The 16,996-nt window shown below is 69.9% G+C and carries 18 protein-coding genes; 16 read left to right on the top strand and 2 right to left on the bottom strand.

All coding sequences use genetic code 11. The annotated features are described in order from the left end of the window. Positions 1-6: 6 nt before the first annotated feature. Both ACZ5L9_RS16830 and ACZ5L9_RS16825 read right to left on the bottom strand, forming a co-directional pair. On the bottom strand, positions 7-852 hold the full coding sequence (locus ACZ5L9_RS16830; RefSeq protein ID WP_464529741.1) for a RecB family exonuclease: 846 nt from the start codon (positions 850-852) through the stop codon (positions 7-9). A gap of 58 nt (positions 853-910) precedes the next feature. Further along, positions 911-1,099: a hypothetical protein gene (locus ACZ5L9_RS16825; RefSeq protein WP_464529739.1), complete on the bottom strand. Its 189-nt coding sequence runs from the start codon at positions 1,097-1,099 to the stop codon at positions 911-913. A 113-nt stretch (positions 1,100-1,212) separates the two neighbouring features. Here ACZ5L9_RS16825 and ACZ5L9_RS16820 point away from each other — a divergent pair, with 113 nt between their 5' ends. From ACZ5L9_RS16820 to ACZ5L9_RS16745, 16 genes are all read left to right on the top strand, one after another. After that, the gene (locus tag ACZ5L9_RS16820) at positions 1,213-2,364 is read left to right on the top strand and encodes a site-2 protease family protein (protein WP_464529737.1); all 1,152 of its coding nucleotides are present in this window, start codon (positions 1,213-1,215) and stop codon (positions 2,362-2,364) included. 10 nt (positions 2,365-2,374) lie between these two features. Next, positions 2,375-3,358 (top strand): tRNA (adenine-N1)-methyltransferase, encoded by a 984-nt coding sequence (locus ACZ5L9_RS16815; RefSeq protein WP_464529733.1) that lies wholly within the window; start codon positions 2,375-2,377, stop codon positions 3,356-3,358. 69 nt (positions 3,359-3,427) lie between these two features. After that, positions 3,428-5,092 (top strand): proteasome ATPase, encoded by a 1,665-nt coding sequence (gene arc, locus ACZ5L9_RS16810; RefSeq protein ID WP_464529730.1) that lies wholly within the window; start codon positions 3,428-3,430, stop codon positions 5,090-5,092. Positions 5,093-5,116: 24 nt separating this feature from the next. Next, on the top strand, positions 5,117-5,311 hold the full coding sequence (locus tag ACZ5L9_RS16805; protein WP_464529726.1) for a hypothetical protein: 195 nt from the start codon (positions 5,117-5,119) through the stop codon (positions 5,309-5,311). A gap of 69 nt (positions 5,312-5,380) precedes the next feature. Further along, positions 5,381-6,889: a depupylase/deamidase Dop gene (gene dop, locus ACZ5L9_RS16800; protein WP_464529723.1), complete on the top strand. Its 1,509-nt coding sequence runs from the start codon at positions 5,381-5,383 to the stop codon at positions 6,887-6,889. Between the two features lie 9 nt (positions 6,890-6,898). Further along, entirely contained in the window at positions 6,899-7,096 is a 198-nt protein-coding gene (locus ACZ5L9_RS16795) for a ubiquitin-like protein Pup (protein WP_464529721.1), read from the top strand. 26 nt (positions 7,097-7,122) lie between these two features. Next, a complete protein-coding gene (prcB, locus tag ACZ5L9_RS16790; RefSeq protein ID WP_464536904.1) occupies positions 7,123-7,935 on the top strand; it encodes a proteasome subunit beta in 813 nt (270 codons plus the stop codon). Further along, positions 7,932-8,759, top strand: coding sequence for a proteasome subunit alpha (gene prcA, locus ACZ5L9_RS16785; protein ID WP_464529718.1), 828 nt, complete (start codon positions 7,932-7,934; stop codon positions 8,757-8,759). The genes prcB and prcA overlap by 4 nt, the downstream gene beginning before the upstream one ends. A 400-nt stretch (positions 8,760-9,159) precedes the next feature. Then, positions 9,160-10,521, top strand: a complete 1,362-nt coding sequence (pafA, locus tag ACZ5L9_RS16780) for a Pup--protein ligase (RefSeq protein WP_464529715.1) — start codon at positions 9,160-9,162, stop codon at positions 10,519-10,521. A gap of 93 nt (positions 10,522-10,614) precedes the next feature. After that, complete coding sequence (locus tag ACZ5L9_RS16775; protein WP_464529713.1) at positions 10,615-11,628, top strand: FKBP-type peptidyl-prolyl cis-trans isomerase; 1,014 nt, start codon at positions 10,615-10,617, stop codon at positions 11,626-11,628. Between the two features lie 139 nt (positions 11,629-11,767). After that, positions 11,768-12,748 (top strand): FKBP-type peptidyl-prolyl cis-trans isomerase, encoded by a 981-nt coding sequence (locus ACZ5L9_RS16770; RefSeq protein ID WP_464529710.1) that lies wholly within the window; start codon positions 11,768-11,770, stop codon positions 12,746-12,748. Positions 12,749-12,848: 100 nt separating this feature from the next. Next, positions 12,849-13,817 (top strand): helix-turn-helix transcriptional regulator, encoded by a 969-nt coding sequence (locus tag ACZ5L9_RS16765; RefSeq protein WP_464529706.1) that lies wholly within the window; start codon positions 12,849-12,851, stop codon positions 13,815-13,817. Continuing rightward, a complete protein-coding gene (locus ACZ5L9_RS16760) occupies positions 13,814-14,818 on the top strand; it encodes a helix-turn-helix transcriptional regulator (RefSeq protein ID WP_464529703.1) in 1,005 nt (334 codons plus the stop codon). Before ACZ5L9_RS16765 ends, ACZ5L9_RS16760 begins: the two co-directional genes overlap by 4 nt. Positions 14,819-14,885: 67 nt before the next feature. Continuing rightward, complete coding sequence (gene tatA, locus ACZ5L9_RS16755; RefSeq protein ID WP_464529701.1) at positions 14,886-15,212, top strand: Sec-independent protein translocase subunit TatA; 327 nt, start codon at positions 14,886-14,888, stop codon at positions 15,210-15,212. 14 nt (positions 15,213-15,226) lie between these two features. After that, positions 15,227-16,066 (top strand): twin-arginine translocase subunit TatC, encoded by an 840-nt coding sequence (gene tatC, locus ACZ5L9_RS16750; protein WP_464529699.1) that lies wholly within the window; start codon positions 15,227-15,229, stop codon positions 16,064-16,066. An 18-nt stretch (positions 16,067-16,084) separates the two neighbouring features. Beyond that, positions 16,085-16,972 (top strand): diacylglycerol/lipid kinase family protein, encoded by an 888-nt coding sequence (locus tag ACZ5L9_RS16745; protein WP_464529696.1) that lies wholly within the window; start codon positions 16,085-16,087, stop codon positions 16,970-16,972. Positions 16,973-16,996 lie beyond the last annotated feature (24 nt).

The following is a 16,996-nucleotide window of genomic DNA, read 5'->3' as shown; positions in this document are numbered from 1 at the left end:
GGGAGGTCAGTCGACGGCCGGGCGCTCGGGGAGCGGCGGGGGAGTCCCGCCGAACTCCGGGCAGAGCGCCTGGTGGGCGCACCACGAGCACAGCCGGCTCGGGCTGGGTCGCCAGTCGCCGGTGCGCTCGGCGTTCTGGATCGCACGCCAGATCGCCTCGACCTTCCGCTCGGTGGCGCGCAGGTCGGCCTCGTCGGGCTGGTAGCGCAGCACCTCGCCGCTGCCCAGGTAGAGCAGCTGCAGCATCGCCGGGATCTCGCCGCGCAGCTTCCACCAGACGAGCGCGTAGAACTTCATCTGGAACAGCGCCTTGGCCTCGAAGCCCGGCCGGGGAGCCCGACCGGTCTTGTAGTCCACGACGCGGACCTCGCCGCTCGGTGCGACGTCGAGCCGGTCGACGAAGCCGCGCAGCAGCAGCTTGGAGTCGAGGACCGCCTCGACGTACAGCTCCCGCTCGGCCGGCGCCAACCGCGACGGGTCCTCGATGGTGAAGTAGCGCTCGAGGACCTTGCGGCACGACGCCATCCAGGAGCCCCGCTCGTCCTCCGGAAGCATCTCGGTCAGCTCGGGCGCCGCCTCCTGGAGCGCCGCCCAGGCCGGCGCGAGCATCTCGAGCGCCACGTCAGGAACACGGTCCACGGCGGGAAGGTCGAAGAGCTCCTCGAGTACCTTGTGCACCACGGTCCCGCGGACCGCGTCGGGCGACGGCGGCTCCGGCAGCTTGTCGACCTGGCGGAAGCGGTAGAGCAGCGGGCAGGTCATGAAGTCCGAGGCGCGACTCGGGGAGAGCGCACCCAACACCGTGACGCCGTCGACCGGGGTCGACAGGTGATCGGCGGGGGAGACGCTCATGACCAGGACCATAGATCAGGGCACCGACAGCCCCCGACACGGTCGCCGGCGGCCTGGGTCACGGCCGCCGTCCGAAGGCGTCCAGCAGTCTGGCCTGCGGCTCGTCATCGGCCGACACGGTGCCGCTGGGACCCTCACCGAACGCGCCGAAGGCGAGCATTCTCCGTGAGATGAGGAGCTCGCGGACCGAGACCTCCGCCGGCGTCGGCCGCGACCAGGAGTCCGCCGGCAGCCCGGCGTACGACACCCTCGAACTCCGCGGATGCCGCCTCGATCAGCTCCATGGCCCCACCGTAGGCCGACGGCACGCGCAGGCACCTCGATCGCACATCCGTTCGCACGGTCGCCTAGGCTCGCAACGTGTCCGACCCGCATTCCGAGCCTCCGCACCGCGCGCCCCGACAGCCGGGAGTCATCCGGATCGGGAGCGTCGCGGGCAGCGACGTGCTCGTCACGCCGTCCTGGTTCCTGGTGGCGGCCGTCATCACCATCTCGATGGCGCCCGTGGTCGACTCCTTCGAGCCGGGCCTCGGCGGGCTGCGCTTCGTGGCCGCGTTCCTCTTCGCCGTCCTCATCTACGGCTCGGTGCTGCTGCATGAGGCGGCGCACGCGCTGATGGCCAAGCGGCTCGGCTACCCGGTCGGGGACATCACCTTCCACTTCCTCGGCGGCGCGACCCAGGTCGAGGCCGAGGCCGTACGCCCGCGCGACGAGTTCCTGATCGCGGTGGTGGGCCCGCTGACCTCGCTCGTCGTGGCCGGCGGGGCGGCCCTGGCCTGGTGGGCGGGGCCGGACGGCCTCGTGCTCCTCGCGGTCGAGGGCCTGCTGTGGGCCAACGGCGTGGTCGGAGTGCTCAACATGGTCCCCGGGCTCCCGCTCGACGGCGGCCGGGTGATGAAGTCCGCGGTGTGGGCCGCCACCAAGAACATGCATCGCGGCACGCTGGTCGCCGGCTGGATCGGCCGGGTCGCCGCCGTCTGCGCGCTCGCGTGGGTCTTCGTCGCCGATCTCATCACCGACACGACGCCCTCGGTGTTCGACGTGCTCTTCGGCTTCCTCATCGCCATGTTCCTGTGGCAGGGCGCCTCCGCGGCCATCATCTCGGCGCGGATGCGGCAGCGGCTGCCGATGCTGGTGGCGCGCAACCTCGCCCGCCGTACGCTCGCCGTGCCCGGAGACCTCCCGCTCGCGGAGGCCGTACGCCGTGCGCAGGAGGCCCAGGCCGGTGGCATCGTCACGACCACGGCGGCGGGACAGCCCATCGGGCTGGTCAACGAGGCGGCGCTCCTCGCGACGCCGGCGGAGCGCCGGCCGTGGCTGCCGACCTCGGCGGTGGCCCGCGACCTGACCGCCGGGCTCAGCCTGCCGGCGACGATCCACGGCGAGGAGCTGATCAAGGCGATCGGCCAGACGCCGGCGGCCGAGTACCTCCTCGTCGAGGAGGACGGGAGCGTCTACGGCGTGCTCGCGACGGCCGATGTGGATGCGGCCTTCCAGAGCGGCGGCCGATAGATTCACCCGTATGTCCGACGCGCCCGACTCTCCCGCCACGATGAGCACCGACGTTCCGCAGGAGGCCTGGTCAGGCGTCCACCGCGGCGTGCTGCGTGAGGGCGAGTGGGTCCGGCTGACCGACGCCAAGGGGCGCCGCCACAACTTCGAGCTCGTCGCCGGCAAGCGCTTCTTCTCCAACAAGGGACACCTCGAGCACGACGACCTGATCGGTCGCGAGGAGGGCTTCACCATCGCCTCCTCCTCGGGCGGCGAGTACCTCGTCTTCCGCCCGCTGCTGAGCGAGTTCGTGGTCTCGATGCCGCGCGGCGCCGCCGTCGTCTACCCGAAGGACGCGGCCCAGATCGTCGCGATGGCCGACATCTTCCCGGGCGCCCACGTGGTCGAGGCCGGCGTCGGCTCCGGCGCGCTGACCTGCTCGCTGCTGCGCGCGGTCGGCCCCTACGGCACCGTCACCTCCTTCGAGCGCCGTGAGGAGTTCGCCGACGTGGCGCGCAAGAACGTCGGCCAGTTCTTCGGTGCCGAGCCGCCGACCTGGTCGCTGCACCTCGGCGACCTCCAGGACGAGCTCCCGAAGCGGGACGCGCAGGCGGACCGGGTCATCCTCGACATGCTCGCGCCGTGGGAGTGCGTGGACGCCGTCGGCGACGCGCTGCGCCCCGGTGGCATCATCTGCGGCTACGTCGCGACCACGACCCAGATGTCGCTGTTCGTGGAGACCCTCCGCGCCCACGGCGGCTTCACCGAGCCGCAGGCATGGGAGTCGCTCGTCCGCGACTGGCACGTCGAGGGGCTCGCGGTGCGCCCGGGTCACAAGATGATCGGTCACACCGCGTTCCTGGTGACCGCGCGTCGCCTGGCTCCCGGCGCCAAGCCGCCGCGCAAGACCCGTCGCCCGGCTCCGGGCGCGTACGGCGTCGACTACCGCGGCCCGCGCCCGGCCGACATGGCGGCACCTGAGGTCGACGACACGCCGGCCGTCACGGAGGACTGAGAAAGGGTCGTTCGTTTGTCACACCTCCCGGGTAAGGTCCAAAGCAGACCACGACCTTGGAGGTGGCAGATGTCGACATCCGACGGTTTCAGCGGGTTCGGCGCCGAGGCCCGGCTCACCGAGACGGAGCGGTCCCTCGCGGCCGCCAACGCCCAGAACGAGCGCCTGGCCTCGACCCTGCGTGACGCACGCGACCAGATCCTTCGGCTGCGGGAGGAGGTCGACCGTCTCGCGCAACCGCCGGCCGGCTTCGGCACGTTCCTGAGCGCCAACGAGGACGGCACCATCGACGTCTTCACCGGGGGCCGCAAGCTTCGGGTGTCGGTGTCGCCGGCGGTCGTCGTGGCGGATCTCCAGCGTGGCCAGGAGGTCATGCTCAACGAGGCCCTCAACGTGGTCGAGGCACTCGCCTTCGAGAAGGTCGGCGAGGTGGTCATGTTCAAGGAGCTGCTCGCCGACGGCGAGCGCGCCCTGGTGATCGCCAACGCCGACGAGGAGCGCGTCGTCCGGATCGCGGAGCCCCTGCTCTCGGAGCGGATCCGCGCCGGTGACGCCCTACTGCTGGAGCCGCGCTCGGGCTACGTCTACGAGAAGGTCCCGAAGTCCGAGGTCGAGGAGCTCGTCCTCGAGGAGGTCCCCGACATCTCCTACGCCTCGATCGGCGGCCTGGGCGAGCAGATCGAGATGATCACCGACGCCGTCGAGCTGCCCTACCTCTATCCCGAGCTGTTCAACGAGCACGAGCTGCGCCCGCCCAAGGGAATCCTGCTGTACGGCCCGCCGGGATGCGGCAAGACCCTGATCGCCAAGGCGGTCGCCAACTCGCTGGCCAAGAAGGTCGCGGCCAAGACCGGGTCGGAGGGGAAGAGCTTCTTCCTCAACATCAAGGGCCCCGAGCTGCTGAACAAGTACGTGGGGGAGACCGAGCGGCACATCCGGCTGGTCTTCCAGCGGGCGCGGGAGAAGGCGTCGGCCGGCACCCCGGTGATCGTCTTCTTCGACGAGATGGACTCGCTGTTCCGCACCCGCGGCACCGGCGTCAGCTCCGACGTCGAGAACACCATCGTCCCGCAGCTGCTCAGCGAGATCGACGGCGTCGAGGCGCTCGAGAACGTGCTGGTCATCGGCGCCTCCAACCGGGAGGACATGATCGACCCGGCGATCCTGCGCCCGGGCCGGCTCGACGTGAAGATCAAGATCGAGCGCCCGGACGCCCAGGCGGCCCGCGACATCTTCAGCAAGTACCTCACCGCCACGCTGCCGCTTCACGCCGACGACCTCGCCGAGTTCGGCGGCGACCGGATCGCCACGACCAACGCGATGATCGACACCACTGTCACGCGGATGTACACGGAGTCCGACGAGAACCGCTTCCTCGAGGTCACCTACGCCAACGGGGACAAGGAGGTCCTCTACTTCAAGGACTTCAACTCCGGCGCGATGATCCAGAACATCGTGGATCGGGCGAAGAAGATGGCGATCAAGCAGCTCATCGACGCCGAGCTCGACCCGGCGCAGAAGGGGCTGCGGGTCAGCCACCTGCTCCAGGCCTGCGTCGATGAGTTCAAGGAGAACGAGGACCTGCCCAACACCACCAACCCCGACGACTGGGCCCGGATCTCCGGCAAGAAGGGCGAGCGGATCGTCTTCATCCGCACGCTCATCTCCGGGAAGCAGGGCTCCGAGCCGGGACGCAGCATCGAGCAGGTTGCCGCCACGGGTCAGTACCTGTGACCCGTCGCGGGCGAAGGAGTCGAGATGATCTTCTGGCTGATCGTGGGTGCGGCAGTGGTGGCTGCGCTCGTCGCGGGCGTCGTGTACGACAGGCGCTATCCGGGAGTGCGGATCAAGGGCCGCGGGCCGCGCTACAGCGCATCCCGGTACCGGGGGCTGGGCACCTCCGAGCAGAGCGGCCACCCCGTTGAGCGGATCGCGGCGGACGAAGAGCCCTAGACGGGCTTCGGCGGTGGACGCGCTGTGCGGTCTGCGCCCCGCGCGGGGCGCACCACGTAGGCTCGAAGCATGAGCGTTCGCCGGGTGATGGGCACAGAGGTCGAGTACGGCATCTCGGTGGCCGGTCAGCCGCTGGCCAACCCGATGGTCGCGTCCTCGCAGATCGTCAACGCCTACGCGTCGGCCACGCTGAAGGCGCGCCGGGCGCGGTGGGACTTCGAGGAGGAGTCGCCGCTGCGCGACGCCCGCGGCTTCGACCTGTCGCGGGCCGCGGCGGACCCGACCCAGCTGACCGACGAGGACCTCGGGCTGGCCAACATCATCCTGACCAACGGCGCCCGGCTCTACGTCGACCACGCCCACCCCGAGTACTCCGCCCCCGAGGTGACCACCCCGCTCGACGTGGTGCGCTGGGACAAGGCGGGGGAGCAGATCATGCTCGACGCCAGCCGCGCGGCGGCGCGTCTTCCGGGCAATCCGCAGATCACGCTCTACAAGAACAACACCGACAACAAGGGTGCCTCGTACGGCGCCCACGAGAACTACCTGATGCGGCGCTCGACGCCGTTCGCCGACATCGTGAAGCACCTGACGCCGTTCTTCGTCAGTCGGCAGGTCTTCGCGGGCGCCGGCCGGGTCGGGGTCGGGCAGGACGGCCACAAGCACGGCTTCCAGATCAGCCAGCGCGCCGACTTCTTCGAGACCGAGGTGGGCCTCGAGACGACGCTCAAGCGGCCGATCATCAACACCCGTGACGAGCCGCACGCCGATCCGGACAAGTACCGGCGCCTGCACGTGATCATCGGGGACGCCAACCTCGCCGAGATCTCGACCTACCTCAAGGTCGGCACGGCGGCGCTGGTGCTGGCGATGATCGAGGAGCGGTTCATCACGCGCGACCTGGTCGTCGACAGGCCCGTCGCCGCGCTGCGCGCCGTCTCGCACGACCCGTCGCTCAAGCAGCTCGTCACCCTCAAGGACGGGCGCCGGCTGACCGCCGTACAGCTCCAGCTGGAGTACCTCGACCTCGCGAAGAAGTACGTCGAGGACCGCTTCGGAGCCGACGCCGATCCGCAGACCGTCGACGTCCTGGCGCGATGGGAGTCGGTTCTGGACCGGCTCGAGCGCGACCCGATGCTCTGCGCGAGCGAGCTCGACTGGGTCGCCAAGCTCAAGCTCCTCCAGTCCTACCGCGACCGCGACGGACTCGACTGGGACGCCGCCAAGCTCCACCTGATCGACCTGCAGTACGCCGACATCCGTCCCGAGAAGGGGCTCTACCACCGGCTGGTCGGCGCGGGCCGGATCGAGCGGCTCCTCGACACGCCGGCCGTCGAGGCGGCGATGCACGAGCCGCCGGGCGACACCCGGGCCTACTTCCGTGGGCGCTGCCTGGAGAAGTACGCCGACAGCGTCGCCGCGGCCTCCTGGGACTCGGTCATCTTCGACCTGCCCGGCCACGACTCGCTGCAGCGGATCCCGACGATGGACCCGTTGCGCGGTAGCAAGGCGAGCGTCGGCGCGCTGATCGACTCATGTCCCACGGCTTCCGACCTGTTCCGTGCCCTGACGCGCTAGGTTTTCTGCATGGCACAGGAGCAGAAGCAGCCGCGGAAGTCCGAGGCCCCCGAGGAGGCCGTCGAGGCCACCGAGTCCTCGGACGTCGCCGAGCGCAAGGAAGCACTCGACCAGGACATCGACGACATCCTGGACGAGATCGACGACGTCCTCGAGACCAACGCCGAGGACTTCGTCAAGTCGTTCATCCAGAAGGGCGGCCAGTGACCGACTCCCGCATCCCGGCGTCCTTCATGGCGCCGGGCACGTCCTCGTTCGCCGACTTCCTCGCCACGAGTGCCCCCGACCTGTTGCCGTCGCGCCGCGCGATGCCGCCCGGCTCCGCCGCCGACCTCGCGCCGCACGGCACCACCATCGTCGCCGCGACGTTCCCGGGCGGTGTGGTGATGGCCGGTGACCGGCGCGCCACGATGGGCAATGTCATCGCCCAGCGCGACATCCAGAAGGTCTTCCCCGCGGATGAGTTCTCCTGCGTCGGCATCGCCGGCACCGCAGGCCTCGCCGTCGAGATGGTCCGGCTCTTCCAGACCGAGCTCGAGCACTACGAGAAGATCGAGGGCACCACGCTGTCGATGGACGGCAAGGCGAACCGCCTGGCCGCGTTGATCCGGCAGAACCTCGGCATGGCGATGCAGGGCCTGGCCGTCGTCCCGCTCTTCGCCGGCTTCGACCTCGACGCCGGGATCGGCCGGATCTTCTCCTACGACGTCACCGGCGGACGCTACGAGGAGACCGCGTTCCACTCGGTCGGCTCCGGTTCGATGTTCGCCCGCGGTGCCCTCAAGAAGCTCTACAGCCATGAGCTCGACGCCGACGGCGCCGTCACGGCGGTCGTGCAGGCTCTGTACGACGCCGCCGACGACGACTCGGCGACCGGTGGCCCCGATCTGACCCGCCGGATCTTCCCCGTGATCCACGTGATCACGGCGGCTGGCGGGCATCGGCTGCCCGACGACGAGGTCGCCGCGATCGCCGACCGGGTGGTCGGTGGACGGATGCAACGTCCCGACGGGCCGTTCGCCGCGCTCGAAGGGGGCCGCGCATGAGCATGGGATTCGGGGGCTACGTCAGCCCCGAGCAGCTGATGAAGGACCGCGCGGACTTCGCCCGCAAGGGCATCTCGCGGGGCCGCTCGGTCGTCGGTCTCCAGTACGCCGACGGGCTGCTGTTCGTCTCCGAGAACGCCTCGGCTGCGTTGCACAAGGTCAGCGAGATCTACGACCGGATCGCGTTCGCGGCGGTCGGGCGCTACAACGAGTTCGAGAACCTGCGGATCGCCGGCGTGCGCCTGGCGGACATGCGCGGATACTCCTACGACCGGCGTGATGTGACCGGGCGCGGGCTGGCCAACGCGTACGCCCAGACCCTCGGCGCGATCTTCTCCTCGGGCGGCGAGAAGCCGTACGAGGTGGAGCTCTTCGTCGGCGAGATCGGCGACACGGCCGCTGAGGACCAGCTCTACCGGCTCACCTACGACGGTCAGGTCGCCGACGAGCACGGCTACGCCGTGATGGGTGGCGCCGCCGATGCGGTCGCGGCCTACCTCAAGGAGCACTACCAGGAGGGTGCCTCCCTCGAGGATGCGCTCAACCTGGCCGTCGCGGCCCTGGGCCACACGCCCGCCTCCGCCGGCACCCCCGCCGCCGATCGGATCATCCCGGTCGAGGACCTCGAGGTCGCGGTGCTCGACCGCAACCGCACCCAGCCGCGGAAGTTCTCCCGCTTCAGCCCGATGCGTCTCACCGAGCTCCTCGGCGACCGTTTGGGCGGCGTGGCCTCGGGCGCCACCGCGACGGATCCGGCCATCGCACCCAGCGAGGTCAGCAGCACCGATGGGGGAGAGCCGCCCATCGCGCCCCCGCTGCGCTGACTCGGCCCTCCCGCACAACCGACTCGGCCCTCCGACACGACCGACGTGGCCCTCGCGCACTGGACGGGACCACACGCATGGTGGCCCGACGGTGCTGTGGTTGCCGCGCGGTCCGTGCCAAGACAGGTAGGTGGCACCCGCTGGTCGTCGGGCTTCTCTTGCTGGTCGTCGTGATCGCCAGAGGGGCCCTACGCCCCGGACCCGCCCACCGGCAGCCGCCGGTGGGCGGGGTGCGTACCGGAGGCGACGGTGAGCAGGGCACCGCCGGGCCACCAGCGCCGTGGCACAGCATGAAGACCTCGCACCCCGGTGCCGACTCCAGCACCGGCGCATCGTGGATTGCGGCTCGCGGAGCCGGTTCTTCCGCGTGGGCTATGGACGGCGGGTCTAGTGTTTCAACATGGACCGGCGGATCTTCGGAATCGAGAACGAGTACGGCGTCACGTGCACGTTTCGAGGCCAGCGGAGGCTGAGCCCCGATGAGGTCGCGCGCTACCTGTTCCGCAAGGTGGTGAGCTGGGGACGCAGCAGCAACGTGTTCCTCAAGAACGGCGCGCGGCTCTACCTGGATGTCGGCAGCCACCCGGAGTACGCAACGCCGGAGTGCGACGAGGTCACCGAGGTCGTCACCCACGACAAGGCGGGGGAGCGCATCCTCGAGGGACTCCTGCTCGACGCCGAGCAGCGCCTCCACGACGAGGGGATCGCCGGCGAGATCTACCTCTTCAAGAACAACACCGACTCGGCCGGCAACTCCTACGGCTGCCACGAGAACTACCTGGTCAGCCGCCAGGGTGAGTTCAGCCGACTCGCCGACGTCCTGATCCCGTTCCTGGTCACCCGCCAGCTCATCGTCGGCGCCGGCAAGGTCACCCAGACCCCGCGCGGCGCCTCCTACTCCGTCTCCCAGCGCGCCGAGCACATCTGGGAGGGCGTCTCGAGCGCCACCACGCGCAGCCGTCCCATCATCAACACCCGCGACGAGCCGCACGCCGACGCCGAGAAGTACCGCCGCCTCCACGTCATCGTCGGCGACTCGAACATGTCCGAGACCACCACGATGCTCAAGATCGCCAGCTGCGACCTGGTCCTGCGGATGATCGAGGAGGGCGTGGTGATGCGCGACCTCACCATGGAGAACCCGATCCGGGCCATCCGCGAGATCGCCCACGACATGACGGGCCAGCGCAAGATCCGGCTCGCCAACGGCCGCGAGGCCAGCGCCCTCGACATCCAGGCCGAGTACCTCACCAAGGCCCGCGACTTCGTCGACCGCCGCCAGATCTCCACCCCGACCATCGAGCGCGCCCTCGACCTGTGGGAGCGCGGCCTGAAGGCCATCGAGTCCGGTGATCTCAGCCTCGTCGACCGCGAGATCGACTGGGTGATCAAGTGGAAGCTGATCGAGCGCTATCGCGCCAAGCACGACCTCCCGCTGGGCCACCCCCGGATCGCCCAGCTCGACCTCGCCTACCACGACATCCACCGCAACCGCGGCCTCTACTACCTGCTCGAGAAGAAGGGCGCGGTCGCGCGGGTGACCACCGACCTCAAGACGTACGAGGCCAAGTCGGTGCCCCCGCAGCACACCCGGGCACGGTTGCGCGGCGAGTTCATCAAGAAGGCCCAGGAGAAGCGCCGCGACTTCACCGTCGACTGGGTCCACCTCAAGCTCAACGACCAGGCCCAGCGCACGGTCCTGTGCAAGGACCCGTTCCGCTCCCACGACGACCGGGTGCAGCGGCTCATCGACGGCATGTGACCGGCACCAGCCCCGATGGCGGGGCGATTCAGGCGCGGCTTAGGGGCAGCCGTTAAGGTTTGGCTGCTCCTATCGCCAACCGAAGGTCACATCGTGCGTCTGCGTCGCTCCGCGTCTCTTCTCGTACCCGCCCTCCTGCTGCCCGCCCTCGTGGCCTGCGGCAGCACCAAGGTCGGCTACGGCGATGCCACCACCGCCGGCTTCGACGGCGTCACCATCTCCGGGGACCAGGGCAAGGCCCCCGACGTGACGTGGAAGAGCGAGATCGCCTACCCCTCGAAGACCGAGGTGAAGACCCTCGTCAAGGGCACCGGTGCCGCCGTCGCCTCGGGTGACAGCGTCAGCGCCAACATCTGGATCGGCGACGGCACCACCAAGCTCCAGGCGTACAGCGACTACGCCCAGGGTCAGCCCGAGACCCTCACCGTCTCGAAACTCGGCGACGAGTGGAAGACGATCCTCAAGGACGCCCACTACGGCGACCGGATCGCGGCCGTGGTCGCCTCCGACAAGCTCCTCGGCGCCACCGGCAACCCGACCATGGGCATCGGCACCAAGGACAGCCTGCTGGTCATCGTCGACCTGATCGAGAAGACCACCCCGGCGCCGAGCGCGAGCCCGTCGGCCAGCGCATCGGCCAGCCCGACCGCCGCTGCCACGCCCGCCCTCACGGGCCCGAAGGGCAAGGTCGTCGCGGCCCCGGCCTGGATGCCGAAGCTCTCCACCAAGGGCGGCGCCACCGGCGACCCGACCGGCATGAGCTTCAAGGGCATCGCCAAGGCGAAGGCCAACGGCCCGCTCAAGAAGGCCGTCCTGATCGAGGGCACCGGCAAGAAGGTCAAGGCGACCGACACGATCACCGCCAACTACTACGGCATGGTGTACGGCGCGAAGACCCCGTTCGACGAGAGCTACTCCAAGACCCCGCTCTCGATGCCGCTGAGCAACCTGGTCCAGGGCTGGCAGAAGGGCCTCGTCGGCGTGCGGGTCGGCAGCCGCGTCTTCCTGCAGATCCCGCCGTCGATGGGCTACGGCGCCACCGCGCAGAGCGGCATCCCGGCCAACTCGACGCTCTACTTCGTGCTCGACGTCCTCGGCGCCAGCTGAGCGAGCACCCCGCGCCGATCGGAGCGCCGTGCGCCGTCGCCGGACGTGCGCCCGGCGCTCCGCCGCATTCAGGGACGACTCAGACTCTCCCTCTAACCTGGCCAGGCCCTGCACCCAACCGAAGCGAAGGTCCTTTCACGTGTCTCGACGTCTTCACCGTTCCGCCCTCGCACTGCTTCCGGTGCTGCTGGTCCCCTCCCTGGCGGCCTGCGGCAGCTCCGACAACTCCGGCGACAAGGCCGCTGACGCCGTCAGCACCGGGCAGGGCCTGAGCCAGGTGTCGTTCAGCGGCGACGTCGGCAAGGAGATCACCGCGACCTGGAAGTCCACCGTCGCCAAGCCGACCAGCACCACCGTCACCACCCTGGTCAAGGGCTCCGGCGACGCCATCGCGGCCAACGACTCGGTCAGCGCCTACCTGTGGATCGGCGACGGCACGACGAAGAAGCAGACCTTCAGCGACTACGACAACGGCAAGGCCGAGAGCCTGCCCAACAACGGCCAGCTCGGCGCCGTCTTCGACAAGCTCTTCGCCGGTCAGACGTACGGCTCCCGCGTGGTCGCCGTGACCACGCCGGAGGATCTGCTCGGCACGGCGGACGCCGCCACCCAGCTCGGACTCGGCAAGGACGACAGCCTCGTCGTCGTCGCCGACCTGGTGAAGAAGGCGCCGACCTCGCCGACCCCGACCGACGACAAGACCCACGACGTCTCGGCGAGCATGATGCCGGCCGTCAAGCAGGGCAGCGACGGCAAGCCGACCGGTCTCGACTGGACCGGCATCGACAAGCCCGACCCGACCACGCCGGTCCAGCGGGTGATCCTCACCAAGGGCACCGGCGCCAAGGTGAAGTCGACCGACACCGTGACGGTCAACTACCTGGGCGAGACGTACGGCGCGAAGAAGCCGTTCGACGAGAGCTACTCCAAGCAGGCGTTCACCAGCTCGCTCAGCCAGCTGGTCAAGGGCTGGGCCATCGGCCTCGACGGCGTCACCGTCGGCAGCCGCGTCCTGCTGGAGATCCCGCCTGCGTACGGCTACGGCGCCGAGGGCAGCGGCGACACGATCCCGGGCAACGCGACGCTCTACTTCGTGATCGACGTCGTCAAGGCCAAGTAGCGTCCACGCCGGGACGCGCGACGTTCCGGCGATGCCGTACCCGGGGAGTGAGCCGCCAGCGCTAGGCTCCTCCCCGGGTACGACAACCGGAGGGAGCCCCGTGGCAGCCGCCAAGACCGAGCGCCTGATGAATCTGCTCATCATGCTGCTGGTCCAGCGTGGCTACGTGGGCCGCGAACGGATCCGGGAGCTGCTCTACAAGGACTCCAGCGACGAGGCCTTCGAGCGGATGTTCGAGCGGGACAAGGAGGAGCTGCGCAGCCTCGGCGTCCCGATCGAGACGGGCTCCTTCGACCCGCTCTTCGACGACGAGGCCGGCTACCGGATCAGCGCGGACCGCTTCGCGCTGCCCCCGATCGAGCTCACCGCCGACGAGGCCGCCGTCGTCGGGCTGGCCACCAAGGTCTGGGAGCACGCGCGCCTCGCCGAGGCGACCACCGAGGCCGTCCGCAAGCTCACCGCGGCCGGGGCGGAGATCGACGTCACCGCCCTCGACCTGGTCTCGCCGAGCCTCGCGGTCGACGAGCCGTCCTTCGACGTCTTCCTCGAGGCGGTCAACCACCGCATCCCGGTCCGCTTCGACTACCGCACCTCGGGCGGCCTTGACGCGGTTGCCCGGCACGTCCAGCCGTGGGGCGTGGTGCGCTCCTCCGGACGCTGGTACGTCGTCGGCCACGACGTCGACAAGGACGCCGAGCGGATCTTCCGCCTCTCCCGGGTCGTCGGCACGGCCCGCCTGGCCGGCCAGGCCGAGAGCTACGCGATCCCCGCGGGCGTGGACGTACGCGCGATCGCCCAGGCCGCGCTGCGCCCCGACCGTCCCGCCGCGCCGGCCACGCTGCTCGTCCGGACCGGCGCGGGCCACAGCCTGCGCCGTCATGCCGCCTCGACCACACCCTTGAGCGCCGACGAGGCGCCCGGCGAGGGCTCGTGGGAGCGACTCCACCTGCCCACTCCGCCCTCCGACCTCGCGGGCGAGGTGCTCGCGCACGGCGCCGACGTCGTGGTCGAGGCCCCCGCCGACCTGCGAGCGACAGTGATCGCGCGTCTTCAGGAGGTGCTCGCATGAGCGACCGCGGCCCGGCCACCGCCAGCGGGGCCAAGGAGCAGGTGGGACGGCTGCTGACGCTGGTGCCGTTCCTGCACGCCCGCGGGGGAGTGCGCCTCGACGAGGCGGCCGCTGCTCTCGGCGTCCCGGAGAAGCAGTTGGTCAAGGACCTCAAGGTGCTCTTCATGTGCGGCCTTCCGGAGGGCCTCCCGGACGACCTCATCGACGTCGACCTGGAGTCGCTCACCGAGCAGGACGGCGACCGGGTGATCCGGGTCTCCAACGCCGACTACCTGTCCCGACCGCTCCGGCTGTCGACCAACGAGGCGACCGCCCTCATCGTGGCGCTGCGCGCGCTGCGGGGCGGTGCGATCACCGAGGAGGCCTCCGAGGTCGTCGACCGCGCCTTGGCCAAGCTCGAACAGGCCGCTGCCGGTGCCACCGTGCCGGTGGAGGTCCCCGTCGAGCCCGACGAGCGCGAGTACGCGGCCCGCAAGGCACTGCTGCAACGTGCGGTGGCGGAGCGACGCCAGGTCGAGCTCGCCTACTTCGTACCCGCCCGCGACGAGGAGTCGACCCGGGTCGTCGACCCGCGCGGCGTCGTCGCTCATCAGGGCGTCGACTACCTCGACGCCTACTGCCACAGCGCGGAAGCTCCGCGCCTGTTCCGGCTCGACCGGATCCGTCAGGCCGTGCTCCTCGAGAGCCCGATCGCCACCGAGCCGGCCTCGCCGCGCAGCCTGGCCGACGGTCTCTTCGCCGCGGGCGAGGACCTCCTCACCGTGACCCTGCGCCTCGAGCCGGAGGCCCGCTGGGTCACCGAGTACTACCCGGTCGAGGACGTCCGCCAGCACGAGGACGGCAGCCTGGACGTCGACCTGCGGGTCGCGGACCGTCGCTGGCTGCGCCGACTGCTGCTGCGGCTCGCGCCGTACGCCTCGGTCGTGACTCCCGTCGACCTCGCGACCGACCTGCACACGGCGGCCGCGGCGACTCTCAGGCTCTATGCTCCTGACGCTTAACCATCCGTACATCTGAGCCGCGTACGATTGCTCTGTCTCCACTACGAAATACGACGAGGTGCTTCACATGTTTCCCCTGATCGACATGCCCGGTGGATGGGAATGGCTCATCATCCTGGTGATCGTGATCCTCGTCTTCGGTGCGGCCAAGCTGCCCGAGCTCGCACGTGGCACCGGCCAGGCGCTGCGGATCTTCAAGGCCGAGACCAAGGGCCTGCGTGACGACGACAAGGACGACAGCCCCGCGCAGCCGACCCTGACGGCCGAGCAGATCGAGGCGACGCCCGAGACCAAGATCGCCGACCTCGAGCGCCGCCAGGCCCAGCTCGACCTCGAGCGCCGCCAGGCCGAGCTCGACGCCGAGCGCGCGCGCCTGCAGCAGCCCGACGCCTGACCCAGGACACCGCGTTGTCCCTTTCGGGCGTCGCCGGCCTGCTCAGCGGCCGGCCCGTCCATCCCGTCGGCGCCGACGGCCGGATGGCGCTCTCGGATCACCTCCGTGAGCTCCGCGCCCGCGTCATCAAGATCGCCCTGATCCTCGCCGTCGGCTTCGTGGTCGCCCTGGTCTTCTACGATCAGCTCTTCAACCTGGTCTACAACCCCTACCTCGACGCCAAGAAGGCACTCGGCGGCGATCGGACGCGGGGGGTGACCGAGGGCGTCGGTGCCGGCTTCCTGCTCTACTTCAAGCTCTCGGGACTCGCCTCGGTCATCGCGACGTCCCCGTTCTGGCTCTACCAGATCTGGGCCTTCATCCTCCCGGCCCTGCTGCCGCGGGAGAAGCGCTGGTCGGCGATCTTCGTCGCCTTCGCCGGGCCGCTGTTCATCATCGGCGTCGTGATCGGCTACGTCACGCTGCCCAAGGGCGTCGAGATCCTGATCAGCTTCAACCACGACGGCGTGCTGAACCTGGTCGAGTTCAACGACTATCTGTCGTTCTTCATCCACACCCTCCTGATGTTCGGCGTGGCCTTCGAGATCCCGGTGTTCGTGGTGATGTTGAACAGGGTGGGGGTGCTTCCCGCCCGGGCGCTGAAGTCCTTCCGGCCCTGGATCATCTTGGGCATCTTCGTCTTCGCCGCTGCGGCCACGCCGTCGACCGACCCGTTCACGATGTGCATGATGGCGATCCCGATGTGCATCCTCTACGGCGTCGCCGAGGTCATCGCCCGCATCCACGACCGGCACAAGAAGGACACCAGTCCGTACGCCGGACTCGACCCGGATGAGCCCTCGCCGCTGCCGTAGTGCTGGCATGATGCGGCCGTGAGCAACACCGCAGGCCGTCGCATCGCGTTCCTCTCCAGCCCAGCCTCCGGGGCGGGCGACGGCCACACCGGCCGCGACCTGGTGATCCGTCGCCTGCGCGCGGGCGGTGCCGAGGTGACCGACGTCGTCGGTCGCGATCCCGAGGAGTCGCTGACGCTCATCCGCAAGGCGATCGTGGACGGCGTCGACACCGTCATCGTCAGCGGCGGCGACGGCCTCATCCACCTCGCCGTGCAGGCTCTGGCCGGCACGGCCGTGGCGCTGGGGATCGTCCCGGCCGGCACCGGCAACGACGCCGCGCGCGCCCTGGGCATCCCGCTCGACGACCCGGACGCGGCCGTCGAGGTCATCCTCCGCGACCGCCGCCGCCCGATCGACCTGGGGCGCTCCGGCGACCGCTGGTTCCTGACCGTCCTGGCCACCGGCTTCGACGCCCTGGTCGCCAAGCGCGGCGGCGAGATGCGCTGGCCCAAGGGTCCGCTGCGCTACACCTTCGCCGTCGCCGCCGAGCTGCCCCGGTTCAAGCCGCTGCGCTACACGCTCTCCCTCGACGGCCGGGAGCGCACCTTCGACGCGATGCTGGTCTCGATCGCCAACCTGGACCACTTCGGCGGTGGCATGAAGATCGGGCTCGGCGCGAGCTTCGACGACGGGCTGCTGGACGTGATCGTCGTCAAGCCGCTCTCGCGTCTCCAGCTCGTCCGCTTCTTCCCGACGGTGAACAGCGGCCAGCACATCCACAACCCGGCGTACGAGCGGATCCGGGCCAGGACGGTGAGCATCGCGATCACTCCGCCGATCACGTCGTATGCCGACGGGGAGCGTTTCGGCGAGGTTCCGCTGACGGTCGAGTGCGTGCCGGGAGCCCTGTCCGTTCTGCACTGAAGGTCCTGCCCAGTACTTTTGAGC

The organism is Nocardioides sp. JCM 18998, from assembly GCF_055391535.1.
This window is presented reverse-complemented; position numbering and strand designations above follow the sequence as displayed.